The 13,626-nt window shown below is 68.5% G+C and carries 14 protein-coding genes; 9 read left to right on the forward strand and 5 right to left on the reverse strand.

Annotated features, from left to right (window positions below; genetic code table 11):
• The first annotated feature begins 56 nt into the window (after positions 1 to 56).
• Positions 57 to 338: a copper-sensing transcriptional repressor RicR gene (gene ricR / locus BEMPMBAN_RS16540; RefSeq protein WP_159232125.1), complete on the forward strand. Its 282-nt coding sequence runs from the start codon at positions 57 to 59 to the stop codon at positions 336 to 338.
• 1 nt (position 339) lies between these two features.
• Here ricR and BEMPMBAN_RS16545 read toward each other — a convergent pair whose 3' ends face one another.
• On the reverse strand, positions 340 to 639 hold the full coding sequence (locus tag BEMPMBAN_RS16545; RefSeq protein WP_159231897.1) for a thiamine-binding protein: 300 nt from the start codon (positions 637 to 639) through the stop codon (positions 340 to 342).
• A 217-nt stretch (positions 640 to 856) separates the two neighbouring features.
• Here BEMPMBAN_RS16545 and BEMPMBAN_RS16550 point away from each other — a divergent pair, with 217 nt between their 5' ends.
• From BEMPMBAN_RS16550 to BEMPMBAN_RS16575, 6 genes are all read left to right on the forward strand, one after another.
• Complete coding sequence (locus BEMPMBAN_RS16550) at positions 857 to 1,846, forward strand: L,D-transpeptidase (protein ID WP_159231898.1); 990 nt, start codon at positions 857 to 859, stop codon at positions 1,844 to 1,846.
• Positions 1,847 to 1,951: 105 nt separating this feature from the next.
• Entirely contained in the window at positions 1,952 to 2,887 is a 936-nt protein-coding gene (locus BEMPMBAN_RS16555; protein ID WP_159231900.1) for a DUF4129 domain-containing protein, read from the forward strand.
• The gene (locus BEMPMBAN_RS16560) at positions 2,884 to 3,369 is read left to right on the forward strand and encodes a hypothetical protein (protein ID WP_159231902.1); all 486 of its coding nucleotides are present in this window, start codon (positions 2,884 to 2,886) and stop codon (positions 3,367 to 3,369) included. The genes BEMPMBAN_RS16555 and BEMPMBAN_RS16560 overlap by 4 nt, the downstream gene beginning before the upstream one ends.
• Positions 3,366 to 4,337, forward strand: coding sequence for an AAA family ATPase (locus tag BEMPMBAN_RS16565; RefSeq protein ID WP_159231904.1), 972 nt, complete (start codon positions 3,366 to 3,368; stop codon positions 4,335 to 4,337). Before BEMPMBAN_RS16560 ends, BEMPMBAN_RS16565 begins: the two co-directional genes overlap by 4 nt.
• On the forward strand, positions 4,334 to 5,587 hold the full coding sequence (locus tag BEMPMBAN_RS16570) for a DUF58 domain-containing protein (protein WP_234897512.1): 1,254 nt from the start codon (positions 4,334 to 4,336) through the stop codon (positions 5,585 to 5,587). The genes BEMPMBAN_RS16565 and BEMPMBAN_RS16570 overlap by 4 nt, the downstream gene beginning before the upstream one ends.
• Positions 5,584 to 6,009, forward strand: a complete 426-nt coding sequence (locus tag BEMPMBAN_RS16575) for a hypothetical protein (protein ID WP_159231906.1) — start codon at positions 5,584 to 5,586, stop codon at positions 6,007 to 6,009. The genes BEMPMBAN_RS16570 and BEMPMBAN_RS16575 overlap by 4 nt, the downstream gene beginning before the upstream one ends.
• Before the next feature lie 54 nt (positions 6,010 to 6,063).
• On the opposite strand, the gene BEMPMBAN_RS16580 is transcribed toward BEMPMBAN_RS16575, so the two are convergent.
• Both BEMPMBAN_RS16580 and BEMPMBAN_RS16585 read right to left on the reverse strand, forming a co-directional pair.
• The gene (locus BEMPMBAN_RS16580; protein WP_159231908.1) at positions 6,064 to 6,477 is read right to left on the reverse strand and encodes a hypothetical protein; all 414 of its coding nucleotides are present in this window, start codon (positions 6,475 to 6,477) and stop codon (positions 6,064 to 6,066) included.
• 156 nt (positions 6,478 to 6,633) lie between these two features.
• Positions 6,634 to 8,637: a M13 family metallopeptidase gene (locus BEMPMBAN_RS16585; RefSeq protein ID WP_234897513.1), complete on the reverse strand. Its 2,004-nt coding sequence runs from the start codon at positions 8,635 to 8,637 to the stop codon at positions 6,634 to 6,636.
• A 40-nt stretch (positions 8,638 to 8,677) separates the two neighbouring features.
• Here BEMPMBAN_RS16585 and BEMPMBAN_RS16590 point away from each other — a divergent pair, with 40 nt between their 5' ends.
• Positions 8,678 to 9,256, forward strand: a complete 579-nt coding sequence (locus BEMPMBAN_RS16590) for a hypothetical protein (RefSeq protein ID WP_159231911.1) — start codon at positions 8,678 to 8,680, stop codon at positions 9,254 to 9,256.
• Positions 9,253 to 9,942, forward strand: coding sequence for a hypothetical protein (locus BEMPMBAN_RS16595; protein ID WP_159231913.1), 690 nt, complete (start codon positions 9,253 to 9,255; stop codon positions 9,940 to 9,942). Before BEMPMBAN_RS16590 ends, BEMPMBAN_RS16595 begins: the two co-directional genes overlap by 4 nt.
• A 79-nt stretch (positions 9,943 to 10,021) precedes the next feature.
• Here BEMPMBAN_RS16595 and BEMPMBAN_RS16600 read toward each other — a convergent pair whose 3' ends face one another.
• Positions 10,022 to 10,522 carry an XRE family transcriptional regulator gene (locus BEMPMBAN_RS16600; protein ID WP_159231915.1) on the reverse strand — a complete coding sequence of 167 codons (501 nt, stop codon included), beginning with the start codon at positions 10,520 to 10,522 and terminating at the stop codon, positions 10,022 to 10,024.
• Entirely contained in the window at positions 10,519 to 13,449 is a 2,931-nt protein-coding gene (locus BEMPMBAN_RS16605) for an MMPL family transporter (RefSeq protein ID WP_159231917.1), read from the reverse strand. The genes BEMPMBAN_RS16600 and BEMPMBAN_RS16605 overlap by 4 nt, the downstream gene beginning before the upstream one ends.
• Positions 13,450 to 13,626 lie beyond the last annotated feature (177 nt).

Raw genomic sequence — 13,626 nt, forward strand, 5'->3', positions numbered from 1 at the left:
GTGAGAACCCACACGCGGGGAGAGCCGAGGGGGCGGCCGGCACCGGTGACGCGAACCTGCACGGCTACTCGGCGCAGAAAGAGAACTACGCCAAGCGGCTGCGTCGGATCGAGGGGCAGGTCCGCGGGATCGCGAAGATGATCGACGAGGACAAGTACTGCATCGACGTCCTCACCCAGATCAGCGCCGTCAACAGCGCACTGCAGTCGGTGGCGCTCGGGCTGCTGGACGAGCATCTCGGCCACTGCGTCACCCACGCCGTCGAAGCGGGGGGGTCCGAGGCGGACGCGAAGCTGGCCGAGGCGTCCGCGGCTATCGCCCGGCTGGTCCGGTCCTGAGCTAGAGCTCGAGCGCCTGCTCGATGCGCTGCACCTTCGCGGTGAGCTGACCGGTGTGGCCGGGCCGGATATCGGCCTTGAGCACCAGACTGACCCGCGGTGCCGCAGCGGCGACGGCATCAACCGCCTGTTTGACGACCGCCATCACCTCGTCCCACTCACCCTCGATGTTGGTGAACATCGCGTTGGTCTCGTTGGGCAAGCCCGAGGCCCGCACCACCCGGACCGCCTCGGCGACCGCGTCGCCGACGCCGCCGGTCTCGTCGCCTCCGGAGGGACTGATGCTGAACGCCACGATCATGAGCCCGAGAGTACGGTTTGTGACGCCGCCACTCGAGGAACGCGTCACAAACCGTGCACTCGGCGTCCATACGTTCGAGACGTAACATTCCGGGGCCCGCGACCGAACATCAGTGCAGATCAGCACCCCTGGCGGTGCGGGGACAATGCGCTCGCAGGCGTGGCCGATCATCGTGCTGTGCCACACTGGACTGAGTCGCAGAACTGGAGGTACGCGCATGCGGCAGCACAAGCGACGCGGGTTGATCGCCACGACGATGGCAGCGATGGTCCTCGCGACACTGACCCTGAGCGCGCCGTCGGCGCTGGCCCAGCCTGCGCCGCCGCCGGCACCGCCGGTCGATCCGATCGTGCCGCCGGCGAACCCGTTCGTCTTCCCGCCGCCGCCACCGGCGCCGAATCCGTTCGCCCCGCTGGCGCCGCAGTCCGCGCAGCCCATGAGCATTCCCGAGGGCACCCCGGCCGGGCAGAATCCGACGCCGTTCGTCGGGGAACCGCCCTTCGTGCCGCCGTCGTTCAATCCGGTCAACGGCTCGATCGTCGGCGCCGCCAAGCCGATCTACATCAACTTCCAGCGCCCGATCGCCAACCGGCAGATGGCCGAGGACGCGATCCACATCTCCTCCACCCCGGCGGTGCCCGGCAGGTTCTACTGGACCAGCGACACCCAGGTGCGCTGGCGTCCGCAGGACTTCTGGCCGGCGGGCACGGTCGTCAACATCGACGCCGCCGGCACCAAGTCGAGCTTCACCGTGCCCGAGCAGTTGGTCGCGACGATCGACGACAACACCAAGCAGATGGAAATCATGCGTGACGGTGAGCTGGTGAAGACCTTCCCGGTGTCGCTCGGCAAGACCGGCTACGAGACCAAGAACGGCACCTACTACGTGCTGGAGAAGTTCGACGACATCGTGATGGACTCCTCCACCTACGGGGTGCCGGTCGACGACCCGTCCGGTGAGGGCTACAAGCTCAAGGTCAAGGACGCGGTCCGCATCGACAACAGCGGCATCTTCGTGCACGGCGCGCCATGGTCGGAGGGTTCGCAGGGGTACAGCAACGTCAGCCACGGCTGCATCAACCTCAGCGCAGAGGACGCGGCGTGGTTCAAGCAGAACTTCGGCAGCGGTGACGCGGTCGTCATCAAGAACACCGACGGCGGCATGTACACCCAGCCCGACGGTGCGTCGGATTGGCAGATGTTCTGAGCGGATAGCTCGCTCGCTTTCCCGGCGGGCGGTGTGCGCACCGTGCCACGATGAGGGCAGGTCGATGGCCGTCCCGGCCGTCGGCATTCACCTGAGGGTGGGCCGATGCCCAGTGACACCAAGGCGGTAGCACGCACCGGTGCCGCGATCGTGCTGGTGCTGCTCGCCATTCTCGCGTTGCGCGGCCACTTGCCCGGCTCCGAGATCGCTACCGAACCTGCCGAACCCACACCCGACGGTCCGGGGAACGTCATCGCCGTCCTCGCCATGCTGGGCGTCTCGATCGCCATCATCGCGATCTCGATCGCCGCCCAGTCGCGTCGCCGGCCCGCCGCCCCGGGGGCCGGGCAACCGCGCGGCTACCGCAGTGAACGCGTCGGCCCGCGGTGGCGGCTGCTGGTGATCGCCGCGGCCGGTCTGCTCGTCTGGCTGCTGCTGGTACTGCTGCTGACGCGGTGGGGAGCCGGGCTCACGGTCGGCGAATTGCCCGACCCCGACCCCGGCGCCACGGAGGAGGCGGGCAGCGTCGACGCCGCGCCACCGGAGGGGCGCCGTGACGGCGGCGGCGACGATGTGTTCGGTTACCTTGCGGCGGCCACCGTCGCACTGCTTGTCCTCGCCGTGATCGCGACGGTTCTGGGACGTCGGCGAATCCGGACCCCGGCGACCGAACTCGCCGCCCCGGAGGAGGGACCGCATACGGTGCGGCCCGCAGGCCCGGATCTGGCCAGGGCGACCGAACTGGGGCTGGCCGAGATCGGCGACCGCAGCCGTGACCCGCGGGAAGCCATCATCGCCTGTTATTCGGCGATGGAACGCGAACTGGAGAAATCGCCGGGCACCACCCCGCAGCTCTCCGACACCCCCTCGGAAGTGCTGGCGCGGGCGGTCACGCGCCTCGCACTGCACGCCGACCACGCCGCCGAACTGGTCGACCTGTTCGAAGAGGCCCGATTCAGCCCGCACGTGATGAACGAGGGTCACCGCGCGGCCGCAGTCCGAGCGCTGCGTCTGGTGCAGCAGGAACTGCCGGTCCCATGAAGAAGCTGGTGTTCAGTGGGGTCTTCCTGGTGGTGGCGGTGCAGCTGCTGGCCGTCACCCAGCTCGACCGGACCCTGGTGCTGGGGGTGACGGGGGTGGCGCTCGGTGGTGTGCTCGCCGCTGTTCGATGGCATCTGACCCATCACGCCGCCGACACCTTCGACGACGCCCGGGCCGACGACTCCGGTGCGTCCCTGCGGCGCTGGCTGACCCGCACCGAGACGCTGATCTCCTGGTCGGAGTCCTCGCGTTCGGACTGGGACCGCCGACTGCGCCCGATGCTGGCACGCCAGTTCGAGCTCGCTGCCGGGCAGCGGAAAGCCAAGGACCCGAAAGCGTTTCATGCCACCGGCCGGATGCTCTTCGGCGACCAACTCTGGCAATGGGTCGATCCGGAGAACATCTCGCGGACCGGTGGAACGGAGCCCGGACCCGGTCGTGAGGCGCTCCACGACATCCTGGAACGTCTGGAGCGGCTGTGACACAACAGCTCGAACCCGCAGCCACCACCGCACTGTGCGAATCGGTGCTCGACGAGATCGGCCGAGTGGTGGTCGGCAAGCGCCGGGCGCTCAACCTGATCCTGACCACCGTGCTCGCCCGAGGCCACGTCCTGGTCGAGGATCTCCCAGGTCTCGGAAAGACGTTGATCGCCAAGTCTTTCGCCGCCGCGCTGGGTCTGGAGTTCACCCGCGTGCAGTTCACCCCCGACCTGTTGCCGGCCGATCTGCTCGGGTCGACGATCTACGACATGCGTTCGGGCCGCTTCGAATTCCGCCGTGGCCCGATCTTCACCAACCTGCTGCTCGGCGACGAGATCAACCGGACGCCCCCCAAGACCCAGGCCGCGCTGCTTGAGGCGATGGCCGAGCAACAGGTCAGCATCGACGGTGCGACCCACCCGCTGCCGGTTCCTTTCCTGGTCCTGGCCACCGACAACCCGATCGAATACGAGGGAACTTATCCGCTGCCGGAGGCACAGTTGGACCGGTTCGCGATCAGGATGGAGCTGAAGTACCTGTCCGAGCAGCAGGAGGCCACGATGCTGCGCCGCCGACTCGATCGCGGGTCGGTGCCCCCGACTGTGCATCAGGTGGTCGACGCCGGTGACGTGGTCGCCATGCAGGAGTCGGTGGAAGAGGTGACGGTCCACGACGACGTCCTGCAGTACGTGGTGTCGCTGGCCACCGCGAGCCGGCAACATCCGCAGGTCGCCGTCGGGGCCAGCCCACGCGCCGAACTCGACCTGGTGCAATTGGCGCGCGCCCACGCACTGCTGCTCGGCCGCGACTACGTGATACCCGAGGACGTCAAGGCGCTCGCCGTACCGGCGATGGCGCACCGGATCAGCTTGAAACCCGAGATGTGGGTCCGGCGGGTACAGGGCGCCGACGTGGTCGACGAACTGCTGCGCCGCCTACCGGTACCGCGCGCCCGGGCCGCGCAGTGACCGTATCCGATGACATCGCCAGCGTCGACGTCGAATTGCGCTGGCGCGCCTCGCCGTTGGCCCGGGCAGTCGCCACGTGCGCCGGCGTCGCGGTCGTCTGCGCCCTGATCGCCGGCAGGTGGGAACTCATTGCGTTCGCGGCGCCGCTGCTGGGTGTGTTGTGCTCCCTGGGCTGGCAGCAACCGACGCCGACCGTGACGGTCCGCGGGCAGCCGGGGTTTCAGCGCTGTTTTGAATCCGAACAGGTCCGCGTCGACGTGCACGCTGAAGCCGACGACGGCGGCACGGTCGCGCTGCACTTCTCGGTACCCGCCGGGATGGACCTGCACGACCTCGAGCCCGGTATCGATACGGCGGTCGTCGTGCAGGCCGCACGTTGGGGGAGGTACCCGATCAGGGTCACGGTGCGGGTGCTGGGCCGCGGTGGTCTGCTGGAGGGCACCGGCACCGTCGACGCCGCCGAAGTGTGCGTATTCCCGGTGGCCCCGCCGCAGTCCACCGCGATTCCGCGCACCGATCTGCTCGACCGGCTGGGCACCCACCTCACCCGCCACTTCGGTCCCGGCGTGGAGTACGCCGACATTCGGCCGTACGTCCCCGGTGATCAGCTCCGCACCGTCAACTGGCCGGTCAGCGCGCGCCGCGGGGCGCTGCACGTCACCGAGCGGCTGACGGATCGGGCCGCTGACGTTGTGGTGCTGCTGGACACCTATCCGCAGCCTGCGGGTCCGGCCACGGCCGCCACTGAACGGACGGCACGCGGCGCCGCGCAGGTGATTCAGAGCGTGTTGCGGTTCGGCGACCGGGCCGGGCTGGTCGCGCTCGGCAGCAGAAACACCCGCTGGCTCGGCGCCGACATCGGGCAGCGGCAGTTCTATCGAATCCTCGACACCATGCTCGGTGCGGCCGACACCTTCCAGACCGCGGCGGGCAGCCTGGCCCCGAGGCCGGCCCTGCCGCCAGGAGCGATCGTCGTCGCGTTCTCCACCCTGCTCGAAACCGAATTCGCGCTGGCGCTCATCGATCTGCGCAAGCGAGGGCATCCGGTGGTCGCCGTCGACGTCCTGGAGGACTGCCCGGTCGAGGGGGTGCGCGATCCGCTGGTCCACAGGATGTGGACCCTGCAACGCTCCTTCATGTACCGCGACATGGCCACTGTGGGTGTCGACATCGTGGGCTGGCCGGGAACCGCCACGCTGGACCAGGCGATGGCGCTGGTGCCCGATCACCGCAGCGGAGCCCGGCGATGAAACTGTTGCTGCCCAGTGCCTTCGGCGTGGTGATGGTCGCCGCGGCCGGCTACCGGGCCGATGGGCCCGCGCTCGCCGTGGCGGCGGCGGCGCTGATCGCGGTGCTGCTCGCGGGACGGCTTCGGCCGGCCGGCACCGCCGCGGTGTTGCTGACGGTGCTGACCGTTGTGCTCGCCGAGCCGGCGCCGATGTTCACCGCTGTTGCCGGCCTGGCCGCCACCGCCTTCCTGGTGCTTCGGCATGGTTCGGCGGGCACCACCGCACCGACGATGTTCGCCGCCGTCGGATTCGCCGTGCTGGGCACGGTGGGAGGGGTGGTACCGGCGCAGGTGCCGTGGCTTCCCCTGGCCGCCCCGCTCGCCCTGCTGGCCGGTTACCTGCTGGCACTGCGGCCCTACCTGGGGGGTGGCGTCGGCGAGTAATCGCCGACGCTCCGGAGCGTTGTGCCATTACGGGCAGTGACGATACCGGCAGTCCTAGCTGAAGCCGTTCGCCGAGACCGGTCGGCAGGACGGGCCGGTGTGGGTGTTCTGTGGGTCGAAGTTTCCACCCCACGGATCTGCAGGATCGATCGCCAACGCCTGCCACCCACGTGACCCGACCCAGTCCGGCCCCGCCTCTTTGGCAGTCTGGCCGGGAACGCCGATCTCGGGAGTCCGGATGCTGGCGGTGCCGAGCGTGCCCTCATTGGCGACGCACAGGTCGCTTCCCGAGACACGCGCCGCCTGCTCGGACCGGACCTGACCGTCCGGCGCCAGCTGGCTCATGGACGGATCGTTGGGGTCGGCATGGGCCGATCCGGTCCCGAGAATGAGTGCCGCGGCGGTCAGTGCGACTGCGCCACAACCGAATCCAGCGCTGCGAGAGACGGTTCGCCACGTGGTTGTCATGTGGCCCTGCTTTCTCGTGAGGTCGGCGACACCCGACAGTCCGGCTGATCGATTCCAACCGTATGACCGGTTCAGTCGCCGGTCCATCCACCCAAGCGATCTGGTAGCAGATTGACAGCTCTCAGCCAGCTTGGAATTGCGCGGGGCCCGGGCTCGCTAGTTCCAGATTCTTACCCGCCGCTGCGGTTCGAGGTACAGCGAGTCGGATTCACTGACCTGGAAGGCCTCGTAGAACGCGTCCATGTTGCGGATCACGCCGTTGCAGCGGAACTCCGGCGGTGAGTGCGGGTCCACCGCGAGCCGGCGGATCGCCTCGGCCTCACGGGATTTGGTCCGCCACACTTGAGCCCACCCGAAAAAGACCCGTTGCTCGCCGGTCAGTCCGTCGATGACGGGAGCCTCGGACCCGCCGAGTGACAACCGGTAGGCCAGCAGCGCGATCGACAGTCCGCCGAGGTCGCCGATGTTCTCGCCGACGGTGAACGCACCGTTCACGTGGTGTCCGTTGCCGCCCGAGTTCAACTCGCGAGGGACGAACTCCTCGTACTGTTCGATCAACGCCTTTGTCCGAGTGCCGAACTCGGCACGGTCCTGGTCGGTCCACCAGTCCACCAGGTTGCCGTCGCCGTCATACTTGGCGCCCTGGTCGTCGAATCCGTGACCGATCTCGTGTCCGATCACCGCGCCGATCCCGCCGTAGTTGGCGGCGTCGTCAGCGTCGGCGTCGAAGAACGGCGGCTGCAGGATCGCGGCGGGGAACACAATCTCGTTCATCCCCGGGTTGTAGTACGCGTTGACGGTCTGCGGCGTCATGAACCACTCGTCACGGTCCACCGGGCCGCCGAGCTTGGCCAGATCGCGCTGATGCTCGAGCTCATAACCACGCCGGTAGTTGCCGTACAGGTCCTTCCGGTCGATGACCAGCGCCGAGTAGTCCCGCCAGTTGTTCGGATAACCGATCTTGGGGGTGAACTTGTCCAGCTTGACCAACGCCTTCTCCCGGGTTTGCGGCGTCATCCATTCCAGCTGGTTGATGCTCACCCGGTAGGCCTCGCGCAGGTTCGCGACCAGTTCGTCCATCCGGGCCTTCGCCTGCGGTGGGAAGTACCGCTGGACGTACACCCGGCCCAGCGCCTCGCCCATCAGGCTCTCGACCAGCGAGACGGCCCGCTTCCAGCGGTCCCGGATCTCCTCGGTGCCCGAGAGCCTGCGACCGTAGAAGTCGAAGTCCTCGGCGACCAGCTCGTCGGTGAGCAGGAACGCCCGTCGATGGATCAGGCGCCAGCGGGTCCAGTTCTTCCAGACATCCAGGCTCTCGCCGCCCCACAGCGCGGCGAAGGCGGTCAGAACGTCCGGTTGGCGGACCACGAGTTCGGCCGCCTGCTCGTCGGTGGCTCCCAGACTGTTGAGCCAGCGGGTCCAGGCGAAACCGGGTGCCTCGTCGGTCACCTCGGCGAAGGTGCGCAGGTTGTAGGTCAGGTCGGCGTCGCGCCGCTTGACCACATCCCAGTGGGCTGCCGCGATCTTGGTCTCCAGCGCGACGATGCCGGCGGCGGTCTCCGCGTGCTCTCCGGGCGTGCCGCCGTAGACGAGGGCGAACATCGCGGCGATGTGCCGAGGGTAGGCGGCCAGGATCTCGGCGTGCTGGTCGTCACGGAAGTAGGACTCGTCGGGCAGCCCGATGCCGGACTGGCTCAGGTGCAGCAGGTACCGGGACGAGTTCTTGGAATCGGTGTCGACGTAGAGACCGACGCCCCCGCCGATGCCGGTGCGCTGCAGCGTCCCGAGCACCGCCGCGAGCGCGTCGGGGGTGTCCGCGGCGTCGATGTCGGCCAGCTCCTCGAGCAGTGGCGTCAGGCCGCGCTGCCGAATGGCCTCCCCGTCCATGAAGCTCGCGTAGAGATCGCCGATCCGCTGCTGGTCGCTGCCTTGCGGTGCCTTCGCATCCGCCGCTTCGGTGATCAGGTCGCGGATCTGCTCCTCAGCGCGGTCGTACAACGTGCGGAACGCCCCGTCGGTCGCCCGGTCCGCCGGGATCTGATACTCGGCGAGCCACCGGCCGTTGACGTGACCGAACAGGTCGTCCTGGGGCCGGGCCGTGGGGTCGATGTAGTTGAGATCGATGCCGGACTTCGTGTCGTGATTCGCTTCTACCGTCACCCCCACAGTGTTCCAGAATCGCCCGGGTACCCTCACGCGCATGCCCGACGATGAGCAGGATCCGCAGCGTGCCGGGATCTTCAGCAGCTACGGCATCGCGTCGGCGGTGCTCGGGGCAGTGGCGGTGGCCGCGGTCGTGCTGGCGACGCTGATCTGGACTCAGCACCGCGGTGACACCGCCGAGTTGCGGTACCGCACCCAGGTGCTTCAGACCGCCGCCGACTGGACGAACGTGCTGATCAACATGAACACCGACACCGTCGAAACCGACCTGAACACGCTGCACCAGGGCACCGTCGGTCAGCTCAACGCCGACTTCGAGGCGACCGTCGAGCCGTACCGCAAGCTCGTGCAGACGCTGAAGGCCAGCACCTCCGGGCAGATCGACTCGGTCGCGATCGAGACCATCCACCACGACCAGCCCGGTGTCGCGCGCGCACCGCAGCAACCGGAGTTGGTGTCGTCGGCCACGCGGACCGACACGGTGATGGTGGTTGCCACGTCGGTCAGCGAGAACGCGGGCACCGAGGAGCCGCAGACCGTGCGGTGGACGCTGCGTCTGGACGTGTCCGACGTCGACGGAGAGCTGCTCATCTCCGGTCTGGAGCCGATTCGATGAGGAACTGGTTTCGGGTGTTGGCGTTCGACCTGCTCGCCCCCGCCGCAGCGGCCGCCGCGCTGATCTACATCGGTGTCGTGCTCGGGTGGCCACTGTGGTGGGTTTCGGCATGTTCGGTGTTGTGCCTGCTGGTGCTCCAGGGGGTGATCGTGAACTTCGTGCTGGCACGTCGCGACGCGGTCACCGTCGGCACCGACGACGACGGACCGGGCCTGCGGCTGGCGGTGGTCGGTGCCGCGACCGCCGCGCTGGTGGCGGCGGTCGTGATCGGTTACACGCAGTGGACGCAGCCGGACCGGACGTTGCGCGCCGACACCGCCGAGGTGGCCGGAATCGCCAGCAGCGTCGCGGAGGCGTCGGCGACGTTCACGCCGCAGAATCCGACCGCGTCGATCGATCGGGCGACGGCCATGATGACCCCGGAGAGCGCGGACCGGTTCAACGACGAGTTCGCCGCGGTGGCAAAGGATCTGGCCGGCAGGAAGGTGTCCGCGCAGGCCGCCACGGTGTCGGCGGGGGTGGAGGCCATCGGCCCGGACGCGGCGAGCGTGGCGGTCATCCTGCGGGGCACGCAGTCCGCGCCCGGGCAGCCGTCGGACACAGCCGTGCTGGCGCTGCGGGTGGCACTGTCGAAGAGCGACGGCCGCTGGCTGGTGCAGGACGTGTCGCCGATCCACTCGCGGTAGCGGACTGCTCGCGAAAGTGAACCCACGGTTGTGCTGTAGGTCAGATTCACGACCCGGAATGATATTTCGCGGGAGAACGTCAGCTCGGGGGTGGGTTGCGCATCTTGGCGAACCGCTCCGAGAGCCGACCCATCCGGATCATCAGCGACGCCTGGGGGCTGACGGTGCCCTGCAGGTAGGTCGCGAACTCTTCGGCGGGCACGCCGATGCGCGACGCGAACTCCTGCTCGCCGAGTCCTGAGCGGTCCAGCAGCAGGTGCACGTGCCGGGCCACCTCGGCGCACTCGTTGGCTTCGAGGTGTTCGCGGGTGCGGACCAGCACCTCGGACATCGCCCGGGAGACCCCGTACGGCCGTGCGGTCTCGAGGACCTCCTCGACCTGGCGTGCCGTCCTGCCGAACGGGTCGCGTTTGATCGCCACCACGATGCGCTGCCACACGTTGAGGTCGTCGTTCTCCAGCGCGGCGCGGATCGCGGCGGTCGGCCAGAACTCCACCGGTCGGTCGCTTGCGGCCGCAGCCCGGTTGCGCGCGGAAGACTCATCGCGGTCTGCGCCCCGAACCTCGGAGGTCACCGTCACCTCGCCTCCTCCAGCATTGCCACCGCCACCGAGAGGCAGCGCTGTCTGACTCGGGCCCACCCAGTCTCCGCGTCGGCTCCGGACAGCGCGACGTCGGGTCCGTCGGAGGGCCGCGGATCTGCCAGGCGGCGCACCAACTGGGTGGCCACCCAGTGCGTGCGTGCCGGTTGACCAGAGTAGTACCGGTCCATGCCGGCGAGCACTTCCGCCGCGGTCTGGATGTCCATCGAATCGACCAATTCGGCGAACTCGGCATAGTCTCGGGCGGCGTTGCGCTCCATGATCAGGAAACTCTTGAGTCGGACGGTCTCGGCCCCGGTCGGGATCTGCAACCGGTCGCCGGTGGGCAGCAGCACGTTGGTGGTCTCCATCGGGCTGATCCGCGTCAGCGGCGGCCGTCCGGTGTCCGTCGCCCCCTCGGCCGCAGCGCCGGTTTGGACGGCCAACGCGTCGAGCGCGACGTCGAGCCTGCCACGCCACATCGTGACCGGGTGCTTGGGGAGTTTGACTGCCACCGTCTTGCCGTGGGCACGGTTGGACACCGCGACGGTCAGGGCGCCGTCGTCGCGCAAGCGGCTGCTGCCCAACACCTTGCGCGGATGGCAGCCGCTGAACGCCAGCGGGTCCGCCACCGTGATGGCTTGCGGCGCCAGGGTTTTGAGCTTGGCGGCGGACTTGACCACGGTGCGCAGGTCCGAGCCGGACGGCGCGAGCGCGGAGATGTCATCGGGGATGATGACCAGGTCCCCGATGTCGGCCTTGGGCAGCGGCTTCTCGAAGTCGACCGACGGCAGGATGCGGTCCAGCCACCGCGGCAGCCACCAGTTCCATTCGTCGAACATCGCCATCAGCGCGGGCACCAGCACCAGACGCACGACCGTCGCGTCCACCGCGATGGCCACCGCGCTGGCCACGCCCAACTGGGCGACCAACGGCATACCGGCGAAGGCGAACCCGATGAACACCGCGATCATGATCAGCGCGGCGCTGGTGATGGTGCGCGCACTGGTGCTGACGCCGTAGGCCACGGCGTCGCGGGTGTTACCGGTCTGCAGGAAGCGTTCCCGGATGCGGGTGAGCAGGAAGATCTCGTAGTCCATCGACAACCCGAAGGTCAGCGCCAGCACCAACGGCGGGATCGTGCTGTCCAGCGACGAGATCTGCTTGAAGCCCAGGTCCGACAACCAACCCCACTGGAAGACGACCACCAGGCTGCCGTAGGCGGCGCCCACCGACAGCACGGTCATCAGGACGCCCTTGAACGCCAGGAACACCGACCGGATCGCGATCAGCAGCATCACGAAGGCGATCAGCGCGACGAAGACGAAGACCAGAGGCTGGGTCTGGGAGACCTTGTCGTCGAAATCGTTGATCAGCGCCGTCGGTCCGCCGACATCGATCCGCGCGCTGCCGTCGGCGACCGGCGGCAGCTGTTCGCGCATCCAGTCGACGGTGTCGCGCGCCCCCAGATCCTCGGGGTCGACCGACAGCACCGCCGAGAGCAGGGCGCTGCGGTAGTCGTTGCCGAACACCGGCGGGGACACCGACACGGTGTTGGGCGCCTGGGCCATCCGCTGCCGGATCGATTCCAGCAGCGGTTCCTTGGCCGGCGCCGACGCGGCGTTGCCGTCGGGGAACGTCACCAGCACCCGCACCGGTCCGAGCGCGCCGGGACCGAGCGCCTCGGCCGCCGCGTTCACCCCACCCCGGACCTCGTGTGTCGGGTCGAATTGTCGTTGCATGCTGTTGCCCAACACCATCGAGAACGCCGGCGCGGCCAGGACGAGCAGCAGGGCGGCGGCTGCCAGCGCCGACAGCCACGGCCGGCGCATCACCGAGCCGGTCCAGCGGGCCCAGAACCGCGACTGGGTGGCTTCCGGCCGCCGCGACCAGTGAAGGTACGACGACCGCTTCGCCGCGGCCCGCCCGAACGACGCGAGCACCGCCGGCGTCAACGTCGTCGAGGTCAGCACCGCGATCGCGACGGCGAGGATGGCGCCGGTGGCCATCGACTGCAGGACCGGCGTGTTGATCAGATACAGGCCGGTGACCGACGCGATCACCGTCATACCCGACAGCACCACCGCAAGGCCCGAGGTCGCCATCGCGGCGTCGGCGGCGTCCGATGGCTCGCGCCCGGCGCGCAGTTCCTCGCGGAACCGCATCAGGATGAACAGTGAGTAGTCGATGGCGACCGCGATGCCGAACATCGACACCGTCGACGTCACGAACACCGACATCGTCATGTACATCGACAGCAGATAGACCAGCCCCATCGTGACCGCGACGGTGCAGATACCCAACAGCAGCGGCATCGCGGCGGCGGCAAGCGACCCGAAGACCGCGAGCAAGATGATCAGGACGATCGGCAGGTTCCACTTCTCGGCCTGGGCGATGTCGTCCTTGGTGGCCAGGGTGGCTGCCGCCCCCAGGGCGCCCTGCCCGATGACATAGAGACGGACCTTGCCGTTCTCCATCTCCCCAGGTTCGTCGCCGTCGATCCCGACCTTCTCCCGCAGCTGTTTGGCGACGTCGACAGCCCCGGTGTTCTCGAAGTCCAGTTGCAATGTGATGACGTAGGGCCGGTCCGGCCGGGGCGGCGGCTGTTGCGGGTTGGGCATCACGGCGATGCTGGGAACCTCGGAGGCCAGGCGCTCCAGATGGGCCACGGCCTCGTTCATGTCGGTGAAGGACGCGTCCGCCCTGGGTGCGGCGACCAGCGCCAGCGGGGAGGCGCCCTGGTCGGGGAACTGAGCCTCCAGCTGGCGCTGGACGTACAGGGACTGCGAGCCCTCGACCTCGAAGCCGCCGCCGGTGAGATGGCCGGACTGGTTCATCGCCATGTACACCGAAGGGATCAGCAGCAGCACCCACGCCGCGAACACCGCCCAGCGATATCTGCGCAGCTTGCTGCTGATGCGCATCATGAACTGCTGGATGGGAACTCCCCACTTTCTCCCCGGCGTTTCGTAGCGCGAGCGTACAGCAGCAAGCTGTAGGGTGACCGCCCTCGTGGAGCCCCTGCCAGCATTGCTTTAACCGGCTCTAATACCCGCGCCATCGGTGGCTCGATTGGTCAGCCGGACAGAGGCGATGGCACTATG

The organism is Mycolicibacterium austroafricanum (assembly GCF_902705885.1).
GTDB lineage: Bacteria > Actinomycetota > Actinomycetes > Mycobacteriales > Mycobacteriaceae > Mycobacterium > Mycobacterium vanbaalenii_A.